This is a genomic window from Austwickia sp., from assembly GCA_016699675.1.
In the GTDB taxonomy this organism is placed as follows: domain Bacteria; phylum Actinomycetota; class Actinomycetes; order Actinomycetales; family Dermatophilaceae; genus Austwickia.
The window spans coordinates 3,174,350-3,195,541 of record CP064985.1 but is presented as its reverse complement, the minus strand read 5'-3'; the positions used below and the strand labels follow the sequence as shown (position 1 = coordinate 3,195,541).

The window sequence follows — 21,192 nt, the reverse complement described above, 5'->3', positions numbered from 1 at the left end:
GCGGCGCTCGCAGGCGATTGCCGCCGCGCAGCGGTGCAGTTATCAACATCTAGAAGCATCGAACGACATCAAACGCTATTAGCCGCTACGTTGAGCCCATGAGCACCGCTGCAGCCCGGGCCGGAGTCGCGCCCCCGGCCCGCCCCCACGTCGCCCGTGCCGCGGCCCCCCGACGCCTGGTCGCACGCCGCCAGGTCGCGCGGCGCCTGGTCGCACGGCTTCTCACCGGTGCCGCCCTGGCGGCGTCGGTCTGGGTCTTCGGCGTGGATGCCTGGACCCTCCTCGGTCGGTGGCGCCTGCTCGATCCGAGCGGCTGGATTCGGCTGGGTTGCGCGGCGGTGGTCGCCATGACGAGCGGGTGGTTGCTCCTAACGTCCGTCGGGTGCGCGGTCGCCCGGCTGCCCGGCCGGGTGGGCCGCGCGGGCGCGGCGTGCGCGCGGGCGTTGGCTCCGGTCGCCGTACGCCGGGCGCTGGCGCTCTCCCTCCTCGCCTCGGCAGCCGGGCCCGGGGTGGCTCAAGCGGCGACGTCGACTCCGGCCGTGGCGGCCGCGCCGGCCGCGCCGGCCGCGCCGGCCGACGACGGTCTGCCCGACCCTCGGCTGCGGCCGGATGCCGAGCCCGGACGCGAGGCGTCGCCATCGGTCGTGGTCCGGCCCGGCGACACCCTGTGGGACCTCGCCGGCACCCACCTCGGCACGCGGGCGACCCCGCAGCGCATCGCCGGCGCGTGGCCGCGGTGGTACACGGCCAACCGCCCCCCGGTGCAGGACCCGGATCTGATCTTCCCGGGTCAGGTGCTACGGATCCCCACCCCCGACGCGACCAGCGGCGATGCGCGATGACCGCCGCGCCCGTGCTGGTCTGTCCGGTCGTCGTCCACGGCCACTCCGGGGGTGTCGCGTACGGCGGCTCGGCAGTCTTCGTCGGGGACCCCGCCACGGACGGCGCCGGTGGTCGCCTCGCCTGGCGCTCGCTGGACGCGCCGCGGCTGGCGGCGATCCAGGATCAGCTGCCCTTCGACGACCCGCGGCACTCGCACGCTCCCCGCCCCCGCCCGCGGGACACCACCTTCGAGCGGCAGCCCACCCCGACGGCGCAGCTGCCCCCGGCGGACGCGTTCGCAGCCCGGCTCGCCCTGGCGGCGGTGGAGGTCGCCGCCGGCGCCAGGCCCGCGACGCAGCTCATGCGGCACTGCGCCCCGCGGGTCTTCGAGTCGCTGGTGCGGCGGCAGGCGCACCACGCGGGGCGGCTCACCCGACGGCCGGCCGTGGCCCTGCGCCGGGTGCGCGTGTGTCACGTGCGCGACGGCGTCGTCGAGGCGGCGGTGATCGTCGTCGTGGCCCGGCGGGTGCGCCCGGTCGCCGTACGTCTTGAGGGACTCGACGGGCGCTGGCTGGTCACCGCCCTCGAGATCGGTTAGCCCTTCTTGTTCTTCTTCTTGGCCGCGCGGCGCTCGGCGCGACTGCCGCCGGTGGCCACCGAATCGACGGGCTGTCCGTCCCCGTCCTCGTCGCGCTCCTGCACCGAGCCGTCGTCCGCGGGCGCGCTGTAGTGCAGGTGGTCGGCCTTGTGCTCCTCCAGGCCCTTGGCGTGCACCTCGGGCTGGCCGGCCACCGCACCCGGCGTACCGGCCTCGTCCGCGACCGCCACCGGAGGGGCGACCTCGACCTCGACGTTGAACAGGAAGCCGACCGACTCCTCCTTGATGCCGTCGAGCATCCCGTTGAACATCTGGTAGCCCTCGCGGGAGTACTCGACCACGGGGTCCTTCTGCGCCATCGCGCGCAGCCCGATGCCCTCCTGGAGGTAGTCCATCTCGTAGAGGTGCTCGCGCCACTTGCGGTCCAGCACGGCCAGGACCACGCGCCGCTCGACCTGCTTCATGACGTCCTCGCCCAGGGTTTCGGTGCGCTGGTCGAAGGCGTGCAGCGCGTCGGAGGCCAGCTCCTCGCGCAGCATCTCCCGGGTGATCGCCTGCCGACCGCCGGCGGCCTCCTCGACTTCGGCCAACGTGATCGACACCGGGTAGAGCTGCTGCAACGCGGTCCAGAGCGTGTCGAGGTCCCAGTCCTCGGAGAACCCCTCGGCCGTGGCCAGCGCCACGTAGCTGTCGATCGTGTCGGTGATGAAGTGCCGCATCTGGTCGTGCATGTCCTCGCCGTCGAGCACCCGGCGGCGCTCGGCGTAGATGACCTTGCGCTGGGTGTTCATCACGTCGTCGTACTTCAGGACGTTTTTGCGGATGTCGAAGTTGCGGCCCTCGACCTGCGTCTGGGCGCTCTGGATCGAGCGGGTGACCAGCTTGGACTCGATCGGCACCGAGTCCTCCATGCCGGCGCTGGTCATGAACCGGTCGACGAGGGCGGCGTTGAACATCCGCATGAGGTCGTCCTGCAGCGAGAGGTAGAAGCGGGACTCGCCGGGGTCGCCCTGGCGGCCGGACCGGCCGCGGAGCTGGTTGTCGATGCGCCGCGACTCGTGCCGCTCGGTGCCGAGCACGTAGAGCCCGCCGAGTTCGGTGACCTCGTCGTGTTCGGTGGCCACCTGCTTCTCGGCGGCGGCGAGGGCGTCGTCCCAGGCCGCCTCGTACTCCTCCGGGGTCTCCTCCGGCGACAGGCCCCGGTTCTTCAGCGCGGTGACCGCCCGGAACTCCGGGTTGCCGCCGAGCATGATGTCGGTGCCGCGGCCGGCCATGTTGGTCGCCACGGTGACGGCGCCCTTGCGGCCGGCCTCCGCGACGATCGCCGCCTCCCGCTCGTGCTGCTTGGCGTTGAGGACGGCGTGCGGTACGCCGTGCTTGCGCAGCTGCTGGGAGAGGTACTCGCTCTTCTCCACGGACGTCGTACCGACCAGCACCGGCTGACCGGCCTGGTTCTTGTCGACGATGTCCTCGACGACCGCGTCGAACTTCGCCTTCTCCGTGCGGTAGACCAGGTCGGAGTTGTCCCGGCGGACCATCGGCCGGTTGGTGGGGACCTGGACCACGCCCAGCTTGTAGATCTGGTGCAGCTCGGCCGCCTCGGTCTGGGCGGTGCCGGTCATGCCGGCGAGCTTGTCGTACATGCGGAAGTAGTTCTGCAGGGTGATGGTGGCCAGCGTCTGGTTCTCGTTCTGGATCTCCACCCCCTCCTTGGCCTCGATGGCCTGGTGCATGCCCTCGTTGTAGCGCCGGCCGGGCAGCATGCGGCCGGTGTGCTCGTCGACGATGAGGACCTCGCCGTTGAGGACGACGTAGTCCTTGTCCCGCTTGAACAACTCCTTGGCCTTGATGGCGTTGTTGAGGTAGCCGATCAGCGGCGTGTTCACCGACTCATAGAGGTTGTCGATGCCGAGCAGGTTCTCGACCTTCGCGATGCCCTGCTCCAGCACGCCGATCGTGCGCTTCTTCTCGTCGACCTCGTAGTCGCCGGTCGGCTCGATGCCGCGCATCCGGTCGCCGGGGCGGCCCCGGTGCAGCTCGGTGACGATCTTGGCGAACTCGGTGTACCACTTCGTGGCCTGGTCGGAGGGGCCCGAGATGATCAGCGGGGTGCGGGCCTCGTCGATGAGGATCGAGTCGACCTCGTCGACGATGGCGAAGTGGTGGCCGCGCTGGACGAGCTCCTCGGTGGCCCAGGCCATGTTGTCGCGCAGGTAGTCGAAGCCGAACTCGTTGTTGGTGCCGTACGTGATGTCCTTGCCGTATTCGAGCCGGCGCTGCGCCGGGGTCATCTGGGAGAGGATGCAGCCGGTCTCCAGGCCCAGCATGCGGTGCACGCGGCCCATCAGCTCGGACTGGTACTCCGCCAGGTAGTCGTTCACCGTCACCACGTGCACGCCCTTGCCGACGAGCGCGTTGAGATAGCTCGGCAGGGTGGCGACCAGCGTCTTGCCCTCACCGGTCTTCATCTCTGCGACGTTGCCGAAGTGCAGCGCCGCGCCGCCGACGATCTGCACGTCGAAGTGGCGCTTACCGATCGTGCGCTTGCTCGCCTCGCGGACCGCGGCGAAGGTCTCGGGGATCAGCCGGTCGATGTTCTCGCCGTCCTCGAGCCGCCGGCGGAACTTGGCCGTCTCTTCCTTCAGCTCGGTGTCGGAGAGCTTCTCGAAGTCGTCCTCGATGGCGTTGACCTGCGGCGCGTAGGCCTGCAGCCGCCGCAGCTCGCGTCCCTCACCGGCGCGCAGGATGCGATCGACGAACTTCGGCACGGTGAACACTCCTGGTGCGGGGACGGTACGGCGGTTCATGGCGAACTGTACGGCGGGCCGCCCGCCGCCGGCCGCCGCGAAAGGCGACCGCCCCCAGGGTAATCGACCTCCCTGGCGGCGGCGGACGCCTCGCCGACCGCCTGGGCCGCGCCGCTGGCCGGGGGGCTAAAGCGGTTGCCGCGCGAGGCCGGTGCGCGTTTGAGTGGCAGGGTGCAGCCTGACTTTCCCACCTGCGTGCCCGAACTCACCGACGGTGTGGTCCTGCTGCGGGCCCATCGCGACCCGGACGCCACCCGGATCGTGGCCCAGTCCCGCGACGCCGCCTCACTGGACTTCACGACGGTCCCGCGCCCGTACGACGAGAGCCATGCCCGATCCTGGCTGGCGGCCATCCGAAACGGTTGGGTGGCCGAACCCCCGACGACGTGGCACTGGGCGATCGCGACGGCCGACGACCCCGACGCCTTCCTCGGCACCATCGACCTGCGGCCGACCGGCGGGGGCTCGGCCGAGACCGGCTACGGCCTGCACCCGGACGGCCGCGGCCGGGGGCTGATGGCGCGGGCGCTGCGGCTGCTGCAGGGGTACGTCGCCGCCCACCCCGAGCTGGGCATCGAGGTGATCCGGTGGCGCGCCGTGGCGGGCAACTGGGCCTCCCGGCGCGTGGCCTGGGCGTGCGGATTCACCCACGAGGGCACGCAGCGGTCCCTGCTGGCCCAGCCCACGCCGGACGGGACGGCGACCCGGGACGTCGACGGGTGGGTGGCCTCCTGGCGGGTCGGAGAGGCCACCGGGCCGCGACACCCCTGGTACGACGTGCCCGTGCTGACGCTCCCGGACGTGGGCGTCGGCGGGATCCTCGGGGGGCAGGCCGTGGATCTGCCCGCCGGCCTGCTGGCTGTCCGGCTGCGGCCGTGGCGCGAGGGCGACGGGGCCGCACTGCCGGTCGAGCTGGATGAGGTCGCCGCGCGCTTCTTGCCGCGTGTCGTGCCCACGCGCTCGACGTACGACGCGTTCCTTCTCGACCGGCGCGAGCGGGAGGCGAGCGGTACGGGCGTGGCCTGGGCGATCGTGGGGGGTCGCGGAGCCCGCGGCGAGGCCGGGGACGACGCGGAGGAGCTGCTCGGCGGGATCCACCTCTTCGACATCGCGCACACCCGGCGGGCCGGCAACGGCACGGTCGGCGTGTTCCTGCTGCCCGCCGCGCGCGGCCGTGGCCTGTTCACCCGGGCGCTGGGCGTGGTGCTGGACCACGCGTTTGCGCCGGTCGCCGATGGCGGGTTGGGGCTGGCCAGGGTCCGCTCGGACGCCGACCTGGCGAACGTCGCGTCGGTGCGGTCGATGCTGCGGGCGGGGATGACGTACGTCGGGATGACCCGAGAGGAGCGTCCGGACACCCGACCCGGCTTCCTCGGCGAGCGGGTCGACATGTGCGCGCTCGAGGCCCTGGCCAGCGACGATCGAGAGGTGGTCGGGGAGTTCAACCGGCGAGGGTGGTCACGCCCCAGGACGATCTGGGGTGACGGCGTGCTGCTGCGGGAGTTCCGCGAGTCCGACGCTGCGGCCGTGGCGCGGCTGATGCGCGACCCCGAGTTCGGGCCGGAGCACCGGCCGAACGCCGGAGAAGCGGACGCGCGGCGCTGGATCATTCGGGGCCTGGCCGGCAACTACCGCCGGTTCACGCTCCGCTGGGCCATCTGCCCTCGTCAGGATGGCCACATCGAGGAGGCACCGGTGGGCTACATCCGCGCGTTCGGGCTGGATGAGCGCCTCTATCGCGACGACGCCGAGATCGGCTACACGTTGCACCCCGACGCGCGGCGCCGCGGGCTCGCGACGGCCGCGGCGCGGGCCCTCGTGGCCTACCTGCTGACGCCGGCCGAGGACGACGGGTACGGCCTTCGCCGGGTCACCGCGATCACCGCCCCGGAGAACATCGCCTCCCAGCGCGTCCTGGAGGCCGCCGGGCTGCGGCGTTGGTTCGTCGACCCACAGGTGGTGGCGCCGGACGCTGACGAGGGCACCCGAAGCGCCTGCCAGGGCGAGAATCCTTCGCCGGACCGATGGCGCTACGGCCGGCTCCGGGATCATCCCCCGCCAGCGCCGGACTGATCCCTCGGGGGGCAGGGTCAGATCAGGCCGAGCTTGAGCAGGAGCGCCCGGTCGAGGTCCGCAAGCTCAAGAGCGTCCAGAACGCCACGGAACTCGATCAGCCGGCCAGGATCGACGGAGAAGATCTGGTCCGTGAGGATGCGCGTCACCGTGCCGTCGACGTCGATCTCTGGCCGATACACGGCGCGCCCAGCCCGCGTCGACGTCAGAGCTACCGTGACCACGCTCGTCGCGAATCGGTCCGACTGAATGACCACGGCCAGTCGTCGGCCCTGCTGCTCGTGACCCCGAGCCCCCGGCGCCGCGCGGATCGTGTAGCTACCCCCGCGGAGGATCACTCAGCGAAGCCCATATAGCGCTGGATGGCGAGGACCTCGCGTTGATCTTCGGGGTCCTCCGCTAGCCGCTCCGCATCAGCCTGGGCCTGCTCGATGGCGGTTTCCCGGTAGGTGCGCAGCACCGCGTAGCGCACGGCATCGGTGCGGCTTCCGTGCTTGGCCACCAGCTCCGATAACGCCCGCTCCGTGGCCCGGTCCGTCCGAACTTTCAGCTTGCCCACCTAGGAACCGTAGTACGAGCTGCGTCGGGCGGCCGCCTTGTAAGTCGGTCGCTGGCTCGCCATAGGACCCAGGAAACCCGGGGCCGCGTAATCCCTTTTCGGGTACGGCGGGCGGCGGGCTACCCTGGGCCAGCCCGCCGTCGGCCAGCAGAAAGCCCGCCATGTCAACCCAGCGCCGCACGCCCAGCGCGCCCGCCCAGCCAGCGCCGGACCTCGGCGCGCTGGAGCCGGACCCGGCTCTCCACGACCACCGGGTGCTGCTCTGGCTGGTCGCCGCCGCGTTCGTGGTCATCCTCAACGAGACGATCATGACCACGGCGATCCCCCGGCTGATGGCGGACCTGCACGTCAGTGCCTCGGCGGCGCAGTGGCTGTCGACGGTCTTCATGCTGACGATGGCCGTGGTGATCCCGACGACGGGGTACCTCTTGCAACGGCTCACCACCCGCGCGGCGTACCTGTTGGCGATGGGCACCTTCTGCGCCGGCACGCTCCTCGCCGGCCTGGCCCCGACGTTCGCCGTGCTGCTCCTCGCCCGCGTGGTCCAGGCGGTCGGTACCGCCATCATGATGCCCCTGCTCATGACCACGCTGATGCAGGTGGTGCACGAGCGGGACCGCGGCCGGGTGATGGGCAACGTGAGCCTCGCCATCTCCGTGGCCCCCGCGGCCGGGCCGGCGGTCTCCGGGGTCGTCCTGCAGGCGCTCTCCTGGCGCTGGATCTTCTTCCTCGTCCTACCGGCCGCCGCCGCGATCGCCCTGCTGGGGCTCCGCGGGCTGCGCAATGTCGGCGAACCCACCGCCCGGACACTCGATGTGGGCAGCGTCCCGCTCGCCATCGTCGGCTTCGGTGCGCTGGTCTACGGCCTGTCCGAGGTCGGCGCCCCGGCCACCCGCGCGGTGGGCCTGGCGATGCTCGCGCTGGGCGCCGTCGGGGTGGCGGCCTTCACGTGGCGCCAGCTCGCTCTGGGGCGCCGCGGCGGCAGCCCGCTGCTCGACGTCCGGGTGTTGCGGTCCGGCACCTTCGCGCGGTCGATGGCGGCGATGGCCATCGCCTTCATGGCGCTGATGGGCGTGGTCATCCTGCTGCAGCTGTTCCTGCAGTCGGTCCTCGGGCAGCCGCCGCTGGTGGCCGGCCTGGTGGTGATGCCCGGGGGCATCGCCATGGGGCTCGCCGCGCCGGTGGTGGGTCGGCTGCTGGACGCCCACGGCGCCCGGGTGCTCATGATCCCTGGCGCCGTCGTCCTGGTCGGCGCGTTGGCCGGGACGGCATGGCTGGTCCGGGCGGGTGCGACCGCGCCCCTGGCGGCATTCGTCGGGCTCCACGTCGCGCTCTCGCTGGGCCTGGCCCTGCTGTTCACGCCGCTGTTCACGCTGGGGCTGGGGCGGTGCCCGAGCACCTGTACGCCCATGGCTCCTCGGTCCTCGGCACGACCCAGCAGGTGGCCGGCGCGATGGGTACGGCGGCCTTCGTCACCGTCCTGGCCGCGACCGGTGGCGACGCGGCCGGATTCGGCTGGGCCTTCGCGGTGGGAGTGGCCCTGGCCTTGGCCACGCTGGCCCTCGTGCTGACGCTGCCGGCGCGCAACGCCGCAGCGGCACCGGACGCTCCCGAGCCGCAGCCCCTGACGTAGCGCCGCGCCGCGGCGACCCTCACGAAATGGGCCGACACCCACGGAAACGGCGCGCGCGTCGGCCCATTTCGCGCGCTTCACGGGCCAGCCCGGACTCGATACCGTGGGCCGGACACACCCACCGCCGAGCCACGGGAGTACCCATGAGCGCACCCCTGCGAATGCGAGCGGCGGACAGCGTGCTGGTGCTCATCGATTACCAGGAGCGCCTGATGCCCGCCATGGACGACGGCGCCGCCGTGGTGGCCAAGGCGGTCTTCCTGGCGCGGGTTGCCCGCGAGCTCGACGTGCCGGTCGTGGCCACCGTTCAGAACCCCAGCCGGCTGGGCCCCAGCGTCGACCCGTTGCCGGAGCTCATCGACGAAACGGTCGAGAAGATGTCTTTCGCCGGCTGCGGCCCCGACCTGGACGCCGCGCTGGGCCGCCGCGGCGCCCTGCGCGGCGGCACGTCCGAGATCGTGATCGCCGGCTGCGAGACGCACGTGTGCTTGCTGCAGAGCGCGCTCGGTCTCCTGGAGGCCGGCCGCCGGGTCTGGGTCGTCGCCGATGCCTGCGGGTCCCGGCGCCCGGCCGACCGGGAGGCGGCGTTGGAGCGGCTGCGCGCGGCCGGGGCGGTCATCGTCACCGCCGAGATGGTGGCCTTCGAGTGGCTGGCCACCGCGGCGCATCCCCGGTTCAAGGCGGTCTCCGCGCTGGTCAAGGACCTGTGACGGGATAGCCCACCACGCCGTCGAGGCGCAGGAACGCCGCGAGCAACGCCAGCTCCGCGCCGAGCTGCTCGGGCGCGTCCGCGCGCCGCCGCAGCGCGCCGTCCTCCCAGTGCACCGAATGCACCCGCAGCACCCGCCCGGTCCGATCCGACCGGTCCGCCTTGAGGTCGACCCGGCCCACCAACGCGTCGCCGAGCAGGAACGGCATCACGTAGTACCCGAACACCCGCTTCGGCGCCGGTGTGTAGAACTCCAGCCGGTAGTCGAACCCGAACAGCGCCCGCACGCGGGGGCGCGTCCAGATCAGCGAGTCGAACGGACTGAGCAGGGCCCGCGTGCCCATCCGGGCCGGAACCCGGGCGTCGCGGTGCAGGTACGTCGCCGCCCGCCAGCCGCCCACCCGCACGGGCGCAAGGACCTCCTCGTCGACGAGCCGCGCGATGGCCGGCCGGGCCTGGGCGATCGACAGGCGAGCGTAGTCGCGCAGGCACGCCTCGCTGGCCACGCCGTGCGCCCGCGCCCCCATCTCGATCAGCGCGGCGAAGGCGTCCTCGTCCCGGACCGGTGCGGTGCCGTGCGGCCCCGCGGCGACCACCTCGGGCGGCAGGACCGCGGACCGTACGGCGTAGCGGCGCTCGAACTGGCTGCTGCGCCCGGCCGACGACACCCGCCCCGCCCAGAACAGGTGCTCCAGGGCCGCCTTGACCAGGGACCAGTTCCAGCCCCACTCCTTGGCCCGGGCCGGCTCGTCGTGCTCCAGCGCGGCCTCGCACTCCCGCGCCGTGAGCGGCCCGCGCGCCGCGACCTCGGCGTACACCGACTCCACGAGCCCCGGCCGCTCGGCCGCGATCTTCTTCATCCACCCCCAGGACTCCTCCTCGGCCCGCCGCATCCGAAAACCGCACAACGGCCACGTCGCGGGGGCGATGAGGGAGGCCTCGTGGGCCCAGTACTCGACCATGTCGCGGCGCCCCGGCGATCGACCGTCGCGCAGGGCGTCGAGCAGCGCGGGGTCGTACGGCCCCAGCCGGGCGTAGAACGGCAGATAGTGGCTGCGCGCGACGACGTTCACGCTGTCGATCTGCACGATCCCGACGGTGTCGAGCACCCGGCGCAGGTGGGCCGCCCGGACGACGCCGGCGGGGGTGCGCCGGGACGTGAACCCCTGCGCGGCCAGCGCGATGCGCCGCGCCTGCGCCGGGCTCAGCTCGTCGCGGGGGGCGCGGGCCCCGGCCGCCGAGGCCCCGGCCAACGACGGGCTCACCGCCGCAGTCCGGGCCCTGGGTCGCCGTGGTCGTCGACGAGGCGCTCGCGCACGGCGTACATGGCGGCCTCCACCCGGCTGTGCAGCTGCAGCTTCTCCAGGATGGAGCGCACGTGGTTCTTCACGGTGTTCTCGGAGATGAACAGGGACTTGGCGATCTCCCGGTTCCCCAGCCCGCGCGCGACGTGGACGAGCACCTCGCGTTCGCGATCGGTGAGCCGGGCGCCCGTGGGGACCGCGGCGTCGCCATCGTTGCGGGCCAGGCAGGCGAACTGGCGCATCAGGCTGGCCGCCATCGTCGGGGAGACCAGCGAACCGCCCGAGCGCAGGGTCCGGATCCCCGCGACGACCTCCTCGGGAGGGACGTCCTTGAGGAGGTAGCCGTTGGCCCCGGCCCGGACCGCGTCGAACAGGTCCTGCTCGTCGTCGCTGGTGGTGAGCATGATGATCTGGGTCTGCGGGAACCGGGACTTGATGATCTCGCAGGCCTCGATGCCGTTCATGCGCGGCATCCGTACGTCGAGCACCACCACGTCGGGCCGGTGTTCCTCCACGGCGGCGATCGCGCTCTGGCCGCTGTCCGCCTCGCCGACCACCTCGATGTCGGGCTCGGAGGACAGCACGAGGTCGAGTCCGCGCCGGTAGAGGACGTGATCGTCGACGATGACCACGCGGGTGGGGGCGCCGTCGTAGGCCTGCTCCCCGTCCATGGCGTGGTTCACCGGGTCATCATGACACGACCCGACCGCCGGGCCGAAGAAGCCGACCGGTCGGCGCACGACCGGGCACGCGAAGGCGGCCGGCCCCTTCCGGAACCGGCCGCCTCCCAACGGTGTTCGCAACAACGCCGGGCGGACCGACGCGCCTCACGCGGCGTCGGTCGGGACCTCCAGCGCGATCACGCCGTAGTCCCAGCCCCGACGCCGGTAGACGACGCTGGGCCGGGCCGAGTCCTTGTCGATGAACAGGTAGAAGTCGTGGCCCACCAGCTCCATCTCGTAGAGCGCCTGGTCCAGGCTCATCGGAGCGGCGGCGTGGACCTTCTCGCGCACCTGCACGGGGATGTCGCCCTGGGCGCCCAGTTTCTGCTCCAGCTCGGTGCGCGGCTCGGGCTCCTCGGCTACCTCCGGCTCGGGGGGCAGCGTGGCGTCCAGGTCCACGGCCGGCTCCTCGAGCCTGCGGCCCCGCCGCCGGACCTTGCGCTTGTCGCCGGCGCGGCGCAGCCGCTCCGCGAGCTTCTGTAGTGCGAGGTCCATCGCGGAGTACTTGTCGTCGGAGAAGGCCTCCGCCCGGATCACGGGTCCCTTGGCGATGCAGGTGATCTCGACGCGCTCACTGCCCTTCGGCGCGGCCTTGCTGGTCTCGTGACTGACCACGACGTCGACCCGCTGGGTGCGTGGTGCGTACTGCTCGACCTTGGTGAGCTTGTCGCCGAGAACCTGGCGGAATCGGTCCGAGATCTGGACGTGACGGCCGGTGACGGTGATCTCCATGGGGACCTCCTATGGGGACGGGTGCGTGGGGAGAACGAACGAGACGGCGGTGCGGTGCCGGCATTCCCCCTTCGGTTGGGTCCGGAGACGACAAAACGCCCCGCGTCACCCGCTGCGTGGCCGGGTCGCGAGGCGTGCCTCCATGCCGGAATGTTAATTCATTTCCGGAGCCGTGACCAGCCCATTCACGATAATGGCGACCGTCACACCGGGCCGCGTGCCACGCCGCGCGGGGGTCATGCCGCCGGCGCGGGACGGCCCCGACGCGTCGTGGCGGCGATGCAGGCCGCAGCGACGACGGGGACGCCCGCCGCGTGCAGGGCCCGGGCCGCCTCGACCAGGGTGGCACCCGTGGTCACGACGTCGTCCACGACGATGACGGGACATCCCGCCACCCGGTCGGGCGCCGTGAAGGCCCCCTCCAGATTGGCGGCCCGCGCCCGAGTCGTCAGGCCGGACTGATCGGCCAGCCGCCGCCGCACCGTCAGCGCCCCTGAGTCGAGGCGCACCGCGACTCCGCGCGGCAGCCGGCTCGCGGTCCGACGCGCCAACGTCTCCAGCGGGGCGTCCCCACGACGCCGGCGGGCCTGCGCCGTCGTCGGCACGGGCACGAGGAGCACCGTCGCGCGCGCGTCCGCGGGGTACGCCGCCGTCACCGCCGCGGCGAGCAGGTCGGCCAGCGGCCTCGCCAGGTCGCGGCGGGCATCGTCCTTGTACGCCGACAACGCGTGCCGCAACGGCCCCTCGTACCGCGCCGCGGCCCACGTCGGCGGGAACCCCGCCGGGGTCGGCGACGGCCACACCTGGCGCGCCGGGCCCTCCCATCCGCCGGCCACGTCGCTCGCACAGACCCGGCACCACGCCGTACCCGGCCGGGCGCACCCGCCACACGTCACCGGCAGGGCCAGGTCCAGCGCTTCCCCGATCGCGTCGCGCCATCGCATGGTCGCGAGCCTGCCCCGCACCCCACCCCGACGGGCGGTGGGCCGGCCAGGGCGGTGGACGGCGGCGGGTCGCGACGGGGGTGTGGACGGCTCGTGGTTTGGCACGCGGCCGGCAGCGGGGCCAGGTCAACGGCGGCACCCGGGGGCCGGTGGCCAGCCTCAGCGGCAGCCGTCAGGGCACGACGATGTCCGAGGCGGGCCCGGCGTCCTGCCAGTAGCCGGCGACCGAGATCAGCAGCCGTCCGGCGGTGGTGACCACGCCGACGCGTCCCCCGCCGAGGGCGGCGATGGCCCGCGCCCCGGGGACGGCCCCCAGCTCGGATCCCTCGGCCCGCCCGTCGAGGTCGACGTACGTCGCCCGCAGCTCGGCGGTGGCCGCGCCGCGGGCCAGGACCGTGAGGCGGTACGCCGTGGTCCACGTGAGGTCGACGGCGTCGAGCAGGCCGCCCCCGACGTACAGCGGGGCCGTCAGCGAGCTGACCCGCTGGTCCTGTCCGCGCACGACCCCACTGACGCCGATCCGCACCCGCCCGTCGGCCTGCCGCAGCAGCAGCGCCACGCGCTGGGCGTCGGGGGCCACCTTGAGCGCGACGACGCGCTGCCCCGCCAGCCACGGCGTACCGATCGGAACGGGTTGGGCGGTCCCGAGTTCGCCGCGCGTGTCGATCACCCAGATGGTCGGCGCCCCCGACGGGGCGGCGCCCGCCAGCCACAACCCCTGGTGGCTGTCGAAGGCGGGCCGGACCAGGCCCGTGGCGAACGGCGCCTGCACCGCCGAGTAGCCGACGGCCGGGGTGTCCCCGCGCTGCCGGTGCCTGATGAGGCCGGCGCCGTCCCCCGTCACCGCCGCGAAGTCCCTCAGCCCCGGGCCCACCGCCAGCTTGCTGTAGGTGGGATCGATGCGCGGCAGTTGCACCCCACCGGCGTCCTCGGCCACCTTGCGCGGGTCCGCGGGACGCACGGCGACGAGCCGATCCTGGGTGCGCACCACCGCCACCTCGGGCTCGGGCCCCTGCGCCTTCTCGTAACCCAGCCCGGCGAGGTCGTACGGCGGCCCCGCCACCCCGACCAGCTCCAGCGGCCGGCCGTCGGCCCGCAGCGAGACGCCCGCGACCGACGTGGCCTGGGTGAGTGTGGCGATGGACTGCGCCAGCGCCGCGCGCCGATCCTCGGCGCTGCTCGTCGTGGGGATGGTCAGGTCCAGACGGGCCGTCCCGCCGGTCACCGACACCGACTCCACCGACAGGCGCGTGTTTGCGGGAAACCCCGTGGTCACGGCGCCCTGCAGGTACGTCGGGATAGGCTCGAGCTGGGCCCGCGCCAGGGCGGTCGGCAGGCCGCTGGTGATCGGGAAGAACCGACGATCCGGGATGAGGGTCCGCGCGATCGGGGACGCGTAGGTCACCGAGAACGGCTGATAGGACCGGTTGAAATAGAACTGGTCCAGCCAGAGCCCGAAGTCCGCCGGCAGGTGGGCGATCCGCCACTCGCCCTCGACCTTGTAGAGCTCGACCTGGATCGTGCGCTGCTGCGGCTCGGGGAGCTCGACGTACCGGCCGTCCGCGGCCAGCGTCGCGACCGCCTCCACCGAGGCATGCACCGTGGCGTTGTCCTGGTCGCCCTGCGCCACGGTGGCCTTCACCGCGCCGGTGTAGAGCACCGCCGAGCGCGACCCGGGGGCCCAGCCCTCGGAGACCGCCGGGGTGAGGAACTCCCGGGCCGGGCGATAGTCCTTGCTGACCGTGGGGCCGGACGCCGGGTCGTCGTAGCTCAGCGCGGACCCGGCAACGAGGAAGCCCTTGACGATGAGTTCCGGGCCGGCCCCTGGGATCGGCGTGACCGGGTGCATCCGCAGCGGGGTCGAGAGCGGCGCGGCGACCGGGTCGCCCGGCATCACGCTGCTGCTGGACGGCAGACCCGCGCAGCCCGCGCTCGCGGCCGCCAGCAGCGCGCCCATCGCCGCGGCGCGCACGCGACGGGCGGGTGTCGGGGCGCCGCGGCCACCCCCGCCGACCCGGGAGCAGCCGCCACCGCGGCCACCGCCAGCCACCGGCGGCCTCACGGCGTCGCGTCCAGTTCGGGATCCACCAGATCGAGCTCGGGATCGATCAGATCCAGTTCGGGATCCACCAGGTCGAGCTCGGGGTCCACCACGTCCGGCTCGCGATCCACGAGCTCCAGCTCCGGATCCACCAGGTCCAGCTCCGGGTCGACGACGTCCGGCTCGCGATCCGCCGGCGCTTCGGCGGGGACGGCCGCGGCGGGAACGGCCGCGGCGGGAACGGCCGCGGCCGTGGTCGCCGCATCGCGGTCCGCACCCTCCGCGGGTACGTCGTCGCCCGGCACCAAGGGGTCGTCGATCGCGCCCGCCGTCTCGTCGGCGGGCGGCACGGGCAGCGTGCTCGTGGTGGGGTCCCCGGCGGCCTTGATGGGCTCCCCCAGCGGGACCCCGTCCGCGCCCAGCTCGGCCGAGGTGGGGTCGGCCAGGGGCAAGGGCGAGTAGCCGATGGGCCGGCCCGCGACCCGGGGCAGGGTGAGCCGGAACCGGGAGCCGACCCCGGGTTCCCCCCACGCCTGCAGGGACCCGTCGTGCAGGCGCGCGTCTTCGAGGGCGATGGCCAGGCCCAGGCCGGTCCCGCCCGTGGTCCGCTTGCGCGCCGGATCGGCGCGCCAGAAGCGCGTGAAGACCAGGTCGGCCTCCCCGGCGCGCAGGCCGATGCCGAAGTCGCGGACCGCCACGGCGACCGCGGCGTCGTTGCCGCCCATCTCGACCCGGATCGGGCGGCCCTCGCCGTGCTCGAGCGCGTTGCTGACGAGGTTGCGGATGATGCGCTCGACCCGGCGGGGATCCATCTCGGCGCGCAACGGTTCCTCCGCGCCGACGAGGGTGATCGAGCTGCCCTTGTAGCGGGCCAGCCCCATCAGTCCGGTGAGGACCCGGTCGACGACGGTGCGGATGTCAATGTTCTCGCGGTCGAGGTTCGCGGCGCCGGCATCGATCCGGCTGATCTCCAGCAAGTCGCCGAGGAGCTCCTCGAATCGCTCCACCTCGCCGTACAGGATTTCCGTCGACCGGGCCGACACCGGCGGGAACTTCTCGTGCTCGTCGTAGATCACCTCCGCCGCCATCCGGATCGTGGTGAGCGGGGTGCGCAGCTCGTGCGACACGTCCGAGACGAATCGCTGTTGCAGCGCGGAGAGGTCCTCCAGGCGGGAGATGTGGGCCTGCAGGGCATCGGCCATCCCGTTGAAGGCGGTGGCCAGCTTGGCGAGGTCGTCCTCGCCCTTGATGTCCAGGCGTTCGTTGAGCCGCCCGTTGGCCAGGCGCTCGGCGACGACCGCCGCCTCGCGGACCGGGTCGACGACGAGCCGGGTGACGACGTGCGAGATGAGCCCGACCAGGACCGCGAAGATCAGCACGCCGAGCAGGAAGGTCCGCACCACCATGGCGAGGATCTGCTGCTGCCGGTCGAGCGGGTAGAGGTAGTACAGCTCGTACGGCCCCGCCTCGGGCACCCGCACGATCGACCCGACCACGACGGCGGGCACGTCCTCGCCGCCCCGGGGCACGGTGACGATCTGGACCTGCTGCACCCCGGCGTTCTTCGCCAACTCGTCGCGCATCTGGTCGGTGATCACCCCGATGTCGATGCCCGTGTCGAGCGTGGGCAGCACGATGTCCTTGACGTCGTTCGCGCGGGCCCGCATCAGGATCACCTTGCGGACCCCTTCGGCGCTGTCGGACTCCTGAGCGCGCACCAGGTCCCAGGTGAGCTGGCGCAGGCTGTCCGCGTCGAGCTTGTCCGTCTTGTCGAGGGCCTCCTGGATCGACCCGGCGCCCTTCGCCGCCTCCTCCTTGGCGATGCGGGTGCGGTCGTCCACCAGGCCGTCGGCGATGCGCTGATAGAGGAACGTCTGGAGCAGGCCCATGACGACCAGGCACAGCAGGACCGTGGAGACGACGACCCGGAAGTGCAGGCTATGCCGCCACCACCGGGCCAGCCAGTTGCCGACTTGCGTGGCGCGGCGCCGCAGTGCGTGCCAGGCGGCCCGCGCCAGGCGGCCGAGCCAGTCCGCGGCGGTGCCCAGGTCCCGGCCTAGCCGGCGGGCGTCGAGAGCCATCGCGTCAGCTCGGGCCGGCCTTATATCCGACCCCGCGCACGGTCACCACGATCTCCGGATGCTCGGGGTCCTTCTCGATCTTGCTGCGCAGCCGCTGCACGTGCACATTGACCAGGCGGGTGTCCCCCGCGTGCCGGTAGCCCCAGACCTGCTCCAGCAGCACCTCGCGGCTGAAGACCTGCCACGGTTTTCGCGCCAAGGCCACGAGCAGCTCGAACTCCAAGGGCGTCAGCGGGACGATCTTGCCCTCCCGCTTGACGCTGTGGCCCGCGACGTCGACGACGAGGTCGCCGATCGTCAGGCGTTCCGGCTCGGGGTCCTCCCCGCGGCGCAGCCGGGCACGCACGCGGGCGATGAGCTCCTGCGGCTTGAACGGCTTCACCACGTAGTCGTCGGCGCCGGACTCCAGGCCCACGACCACGTCGATGGTGTCGGTGCGCGCCGAGAGCATGACGATCGGAATGACGGATTCGGCGCGGATCCGGCGGCACACCTCGATGCCGTCCATGCCGGGCAGCATCACGTCGAGCAGCACCAGGTCGGGCTTCGCCTCGCGGACGGCCTCCAGGCCGGAGGGGCCGTCGGCGCGGTGCAGGACCTCCAGGCCCTCGGCGCGCAGGACGATGCCGAGCATCTCCGCCAGGGCCAGGTCGTCGTCGACGACGAGCACCCGTGCCTTCATGACCGCTTCCCTTCTGCTGCTGCCCTGCCGATCCTACCCGCGGGCAACCAGCCGACGACGGCGCGCCGCGCGGCGGCGGCTCGTCGAACGGCTTCGCGTCGGCCCAGCGAAGGTAACGCCGGCCGGCGACAGGTAACGCGGGCCCGGCGAAGGCAGCGGATCAGTAGCGGTAGTGCTCCGGCTTGTACGGACCCTCCACGTCGACGCCGAGATACTCCGCCTGGCCCTTGCTCAGCTGGGTCAGCCGAACCCCGAGGGCGTCGAGGTGCAGCCGGGCGACCTTCTCGTCGAGGTGCTTGGGCAGCGTGTAGACCCCCAGCGGGTAGTCCGCCGTCTTCGTGAACAGCTCGATCTGCGCGATGGTCTGGTTGGCGAAGGAGTTGCTCATCACGAAGCTGGGGTGCCCGGTGGCGTTGCCGAGGTTGAGCAGCCGCCCCTCGGACAGCACGATGATCGAGCGGCCGGCGGGCTGCCCCTCGGGCCCCGCCTGCGCGAACGTCCACTCGTGGACCTGCGGCTTGATCTCGACCTTGCTGACCCCCTCGACCCGGCCGAGGCCGGCCATGTCGATCTCGTTGTCGAAGTGGCCGATGTTGCCGACGATGGCCTTGTTCTTCATCGCCACCAGGTGCTCGGCGCGGATCACGTCGTAGCAGCCGGTCGTGGTCACGAAGATGTCGGCCGAGCCGACGACGTCCTCCAGCGTGGCCACCTGGTAGCCCTCCATCGCGGCCTGGAGCGCGCAGATGGGATCGATCTCGGTGACGATGACGCGGGCGCCCTGGCCGCGCAGCGACTCGGCGCAGCCCTTGCCCACGTCGCCGTAGCCGCAGACCACGGCGGTCTTGCCGCCGATGAGGGTGTCGGTGGCCCGGTTGATGCCGTCGATGAGCGAGTGCCGGCAGCCGTACTTGTTGTCGAACTTGGACTTGGTCACCGAGTCGTTGACATTGATCGCCGGGAACAACAGTTCGCCGCGCTCGGCGAGCTGGTAGAGCCGGTGCACACCGGTGGTGGTCTCCTCGGTGACGCCCTTGATCTGCTCGGCGACGCCGGTCCACTTGGTGGGGTCGGCGGCGAGCGTACGGCGTACGAGCGCCTTGAACACCCCGAACTCGGCGCTGTCCTCCTCCGTCGTCTCGGGCACCCGCCCGTCCGCCTCCCATTCCTTGCCGTGGTGGACGAGCATCGTTGCGTCGCCGCCGTCGTCGAGGATCATGTTCGCGTACGTCGGGGCGCCGTCGGCCCCCGCGGGCCAGGACAGGATCTGCTCGGTGCAGTCCCAGTACTCCTCCAGGGTCTCGCCCTTCCAGGCGAACACGGGCACGCCCTGCGGGTCGGCGGGCGTGCCGTGTGGGCCGACGACGACCGCCGCGGCCGCCTCGTCCTGGGTGGAGTAGATGTTGCAGGAGGCCCAGCGCACCTGCGCGCCCAGCGCCACCAGCGTCTCGATGAGCACCGCGGTCTGCACCGTCATGTGCAGGGACCCGGCGATCCGGGCGCCGGCCAGGGGCTGCGAGGCCGCGTACTCCTCGCGGATCGCCATCAGGCCCGGCATCTCGTGTTCGGCGAGACGGATCTGGTGCCGTCCGGATTCGGCGAGCGCGAGGTCCTTGACCTTGAAGTCGAACACGATGGGGATCCTCTGGGGTCGGGGAGGTGCCGGTCGTGCACCGCGTTCCAGGGTACCGCCGTGGCCGGGGACCCCCGAATCGCCAGCGACGGCCCGCGCCGCCGACAATGGGGGCAGACCTCCCGAAAGGACGGATGATTCGATGGCTGGTGGACTCGTCGCCCTGTTGGACGACATCGCGGCCCTGGCGAAGTTGGCCGCCGCGTCGATCGACGACGTGAGCGCCGCCGCGGGCCGGGCCAGCGCGAAGGCCGCGGGCGTGGTGGTGGACGACACCGCCGTGACGCCGCGCTATGTCACGGGCTTCACCGCGGACCGCGAGCTGCCGATGATCAAGCGCATCGCCATCGGCTCGCTGCGCAACAAGCTCCTCTTCATCCTCCCCGGCGCCCTCTTGCTGTCCCAGTTCGCCCCCTGGCTGCTCACGCCGATCCTGATGCTGGGCGGGACGTACCTCAGCTTCGAGGGTGCCGAGAAGATCTGGGAGAAGATCAGCGGTCATCACGCCGCGGAGGAGGCACCGGCCGCGGCGCAGGGAGCGCAGCAGGAGGAGCAGATGGTGGCGGGGGCCATCCGCACGGACTTCATCCTGTCCGCGGAGATCATGGTGATCGCCCTCAACGAGGTCGCCAGCGAGGGCTTGCTCCAGCGGGCCATCATCCTCACGGTCGTGGCCATCGTCATCACGATCGGCGTCTATGGGGTCGTCGCGCTCATCGTCAAGATGGACGACATCGGCCTGCACCTGGCCGGTCGGCAATCCTCGGCGGCGCAGCGCGTCGGCGAGCTCCTCGTCAAGGGCATGCCGAAGCTGCTGAAGGCGCTGGCGCTGGTCGGCACCATCGCCATGCTGTGGGTCGGCGGCCACATCCTGCTCGTCGGCGCGGACACCCTGGGCTGGCACACGCCGTACGGCCTCGTGCACCACGCCGAGGAGGCGGTGGCGCACGCGACCGGAGCCCTCGGTGGCGTCCTCGGCTGGCTCACCAACACGCTCGGCTCCGCGATCGCCGGCCTCCTCGTGGGCGCCGTGGTGGTGGCGATCCTGCACCTCATCCCACGCAAGAAGAAGGCCGACGCCGCGGCGTCGGCCGGGCACTGACGATCTCGCCGGATCGCGGGGGTCGGTCAGGGCTGCGTCGGCCCGGCGTACGGGCTCGCGTAGGCGATGACGTTGTCCCGGTAGGTGTTCCCCTCCGCCGTGCGCAGCAGCGGGCCGCCGCAGGTGACGATGGCGAGGCGGCGCGGGCCGTCCGTCGGGAAGCTCGGGAGGGCGTCCTTGCCGTGCACGACGAGCCCGTCGATCCGCCAGCGGAGGGCCCGCCCCGCCGCGTCGGTGGTGACCACGAGCGCGCCGGGTTCGATGCGGTGCAGCGCGTGCAGGGCGCCGTCCCCCACCCCCGCGACGCTCACGTGGCCCGCGAGCAGGGTCGTCCCGGTCGCGGCGTCGAGTCCGGGACCCTCCCGCCACCGCCCGACCGTGGCCGGATCGCCGGGTATCACCAGGTCGCCGCCCGCCCCGACGGACTCGGGCACGAGGGGGGCGTCGATGTCCAGGCTGGGGATGCCGAGGCGGTCGGGCCCGTACGCCGGAACCGGTGCGGGGCTGGGCGCGGGGGCCGGCGCGGGTTGGGCGCGCTGATCGAACTGGTACGTCGGCAGCGGTGCCTCCGGCGGCGCCTGCGGGTGCACGCCGCGCCAGAGCAGGGCGACCCCCGCGGCCACGAGCAGCACGAGGAGCACGGCGAGCACCGACCGCCATCGCGACGCACCGCCGCGGCCGTCCGCGCGCGAGGCGCGGGCGGCCGCGGGGGAATCGGTCCGCAGCAGGGCAGGTCCCATGCGGCGGCGG

At 72.7% G+C, this 21,192-nt stretch carries 17 protein-coding genes and 1 pseudogene; 6 read left to right on the top strand and 12 right to left on the bottom strand.

The annotated features are described in order from the left end of the window. Positions 1-98: 98 nt before the first annotated feature. A complete protein-coding gene (locus IPK37_14590; GenBank protein QQS00133.1) occupies positions 99-842 on the top strand; it encodes a LysM peptidoglycan-binding domain-containing protein in 744 nt (247 codons plus the stop codon). Further along, positions 839-1,420, top strand: coding sequence for a hypothetical protein (locus IPK37_14585; GenBank protein QQS00132.1), 582 nt, complete (start codon positions 839-841; stop codon positions 1,418-1,420). Before IPK37_14590 ends, IPK37_14585 begins: the two co-directional genes overlap by 4 nt. Here IPK37_14585 and secA read toward each other — a convergent pair. Then, positions 1,417-4,188, bottom strand: coding sequence for a preprotein translocase subunit SecA (secA, locus tag IPK37_14580; GenBank protein QQS02904.1), 2,772 nt, complete (start codon positions 4,186-4,188; stop codon positions 1,417-1,419). The two genes, IPK37_14585 and secA, sit on opposite strands and share 4 nt — an antisense overlap. Before the next feature lie 210 nt (positions 4,189-4,398). Here secA and IPK37_14575 point away from each other — a divergent pair, with 210 nt between their 5' ends. Then, the gene (locus tag IPK37_14575; protein ID QQS00131.1) at positions 4,399-6,300 is read left to right on the top strand and encodes a GNAT family N-acetyltransferase; all 1,902 of its coding nucleotides are present in this window, start codon (positions 4,399-4,401) and stop codon (positions 6,298-6,300) included. Between the two features lie 17 nt (positions 6,301-6,317). Here IPK37_14575 and IPK37_14570 read toward each other — a convergent pair whose 3' ends face one another. Together IPK37_14570 and IPK37_14565 are read right to left on the bottom strand one after the other, a co-directional pair. Continuing rightward, positions 6,318-6,638: a type II toxin-antitoxin system PemK/MazF family toxin gene (locus IPK37_14570; GenBank protein QQS00130.1), complete on the bottom strand. Its 321-nt coding sequence runs from the start codon at positions 6,636-6,638 to the stop codon at positions 6,318-6,320. Further along, positions 6,635-6,850: a hypothetical protein gene (locus IPK37_14565; GenBank protein QQS02903.1), complete on the bottom strand. Its 216-nt coding sequence runs from the start codon at positions 6,848-6,850 to the stop codon at positions 6,635-6,637. The genes IPK37_14570 and IPK37_14565 overlap by 4 nt, the downstream gene beginning before the upstream one ends. Positions 6,851-7,020: 170 nt before the next feature. Between IPK37_14565 and IPK37_14560 the strand changes: the two are divergent. Then, positions 7,021-8,492, top strand: a pseudogene (locus IPK37_14560) (DHA2 family efflux MFS transporter permease subunit). A 155-nt stretch (positions 8,493-8,647) separates the two neighbouring features. Next, positions 8,648-9,202, top strand: a complete 555-nt coding sequence (locus IPK37_14555) for an isochorismatase family protein (GenBank protein ID QQS02901.1) — start codon at positions 8,648-8,650, stop codon at positions 9,200-9,202. Here the strand turns inward: IPK37_14555 and IPK37_14550 are convergent. From IPK37_14550 to IPK37_14515, 8 genes are all read right to left on the bottom strand, one after another. Next, positions 9,189-10,454, bottom strand: coding sequence for a YcaQ family DNA glycosylase (locus IPK37_14550; protein ID QQS02902.1), 1,266 nt, complete (start codon positions 10,452-10,454; stop codon positions 9,189-9,191). The two genes, IPK37_14555 and IPK37_14550, sit on opposite strands and share 14 nt — an antisense overlap. Before the next feature lie 8 nt (positions 10,455-10,462). Then, entirely contained in the window at positions 10,463-11,176 is a 714-nt protein-coding gene (locus tag IPK37_14545) for a response regulator transcription factor (protein ID QQS02900.1), read from the bottom strand. Positions 11,177-11,332: 156 nt separating this feature from the next. Next, complete coding sequence (raiA, locus tag IPK37_14540) at positions 11,333-11,959, bottom strand: ribosome-associated translation inhibitor RaiA (protein ID QQS00129.1); 627 nt, start codon at positions 11,957-11,959, stop codon at positions 11,333-11,335. A gap of 236 nt (positions 11,960-12,195) precedes the next feature. Further along, positions 12,196-12,903, bottom strand: a complete 708-nt coding sequence (locus IPK37_14535) for a ComF family protein (GenBank protein ID QQS00128.1) — start codon at positions 12,901-12,903, stop codon at positions 12,196-12,198. Positions 12,904-13,075: 172 nt separating this feature from the next. Further along, complete coding sequence (locus tag IPK37_14530; GenBank protein QQS00127.1) at positions 13,076-14,875, bottom strand: GerMN domain-containing protein; 1,800 nt, start codon at positions 14,873-14,875, stop codon at positions 13,076-13,078. Between the two features lie 86 nt (positions 14,876-14,961). Continuing rightward, positions 14,962-17,025, bottom strand: coding sequence for a HAMP domain-containing histidine kinase (locus IPK37_14525; protein QQS00126.1), 2,064 nt, complete (start codon positions 17,023-17,025; stop codon positions 14,962-14,964). Between the two features lie 4 nt (positions 17,026-17,029). Beyond that, positions 17,030-17,707: a response regulator transcription factor gene (locus IPK37_14520; protein QQS00125.1), complete on the bottom strand. Its 678-nt coding sequence runs from the start codon at positions 17,705-17,707 to the stop codon at positions 17,030-17,032. A gap of 160 nt (positions 17,708-17,867) precedes the next feature. Then, positions 17,868-19,343 (bottom strand): adenosylhomocysteinase, encoded by a 1,476-nt coding sequence (locus IPK37_14515; protein QQS02899.1) that lies wholly within the window; start codon positions 19,341-19,343, stop codon positions 17,868-17,870. A 139-nt stretch (positions 19,344-19,482) separates the two neighbouring features. Here IPK37_14515 and IPK37_14510 point away from each other — a divergent pair, with 139 nt between their 5' ends. Next, complete coding sequence (locus tag IPK37_14510; GenBank protein QQS00124.1) at positions 19,483-20,442, top strand: DUF808 domain-containing protein; 960 nt, start codon at positions 19,483-19,485, stop codon at positions 20,440-20,442. A gap of 26 nt (positions 20,443-20,468) precedes the next feature. On the opposite strand, the gene IPK37_14505 is transcribed toward IPK37_14510, so the two are convergent. After that, entirely contained in the window at positions 20,469-21,182 is a 714-nt protein-coding gene (locus IPK37_14505; protein QQS00123.1) for a class F sortase, read from the bottom strand. Between the last annotated feature and the right edge of the window lie 10 nt (positions 21,183-21,192).

Bases quoted from the DNA above. Each gene is read 5' to 3' on its own strand.
- IPK37_14590 (QQS00133.1), top strand. From the start codon at position 99: ATGAGCACCGCTGCAGCCCGGGCCGGAGTCGCGCCCCCGGCCCGCCCC.
- IPK37_14585 (QQS00132.1), top strand. From the start codon at position 839: ATGACCGCCGCGCCCGTGCTGGTCTGTCCGGTCGTCGTCCACGGCCAC.
- IPK37_14545 (QQS02900.1), bottom strand. From the start codon at position 11,176: ATGGACGGGGAGCAGGCCTACGACGGCGCCCCCACCCGCGTGGTCATC.
- raiA (QQS00129.1), bottom strand. From the start codon at position 11,959: ATGGAGATCACCGTCACCGGCCGTCACGTCCAGATCTCGGACCGATTC.
- IPK37_14535 (QQS00128.1), bottom strand. From the start codon at position 12,903: ATGCGATGGCGCGACGCGATCGGGGAAGCGCTGGACCTGGCCCTGCCG.
- IPK37_14525 (QQS00126.1), bottom strand. From the start codon at position 17,025: ATGGCTCTCGACGCCCGCCGGCTAGGCCGGGACCTGGGCACCGCCGCG.
- IPK37_14520 (QQS00125.1), bottom strand. From the start codon at position 17,707: ATGAAGGCACGGGTGCTCGTCGTCGACGACGACCTGGCCCTGGCGGAG.
- IPK37_14510 (QQS00124.1), top strand. From the start codon at position 19,483: ATGGCTGGTGGACTCGTCGCCCTGTTGGACGACATCGCGGCCCTGGCG.
- IPK37_14505 (QQS00123.1), bottom strand. From the start codon at position 21,182: ATGGGACCTGCCCTGCTGCGGACCGATTCCCCCGCGGCCGCCCGCGCC.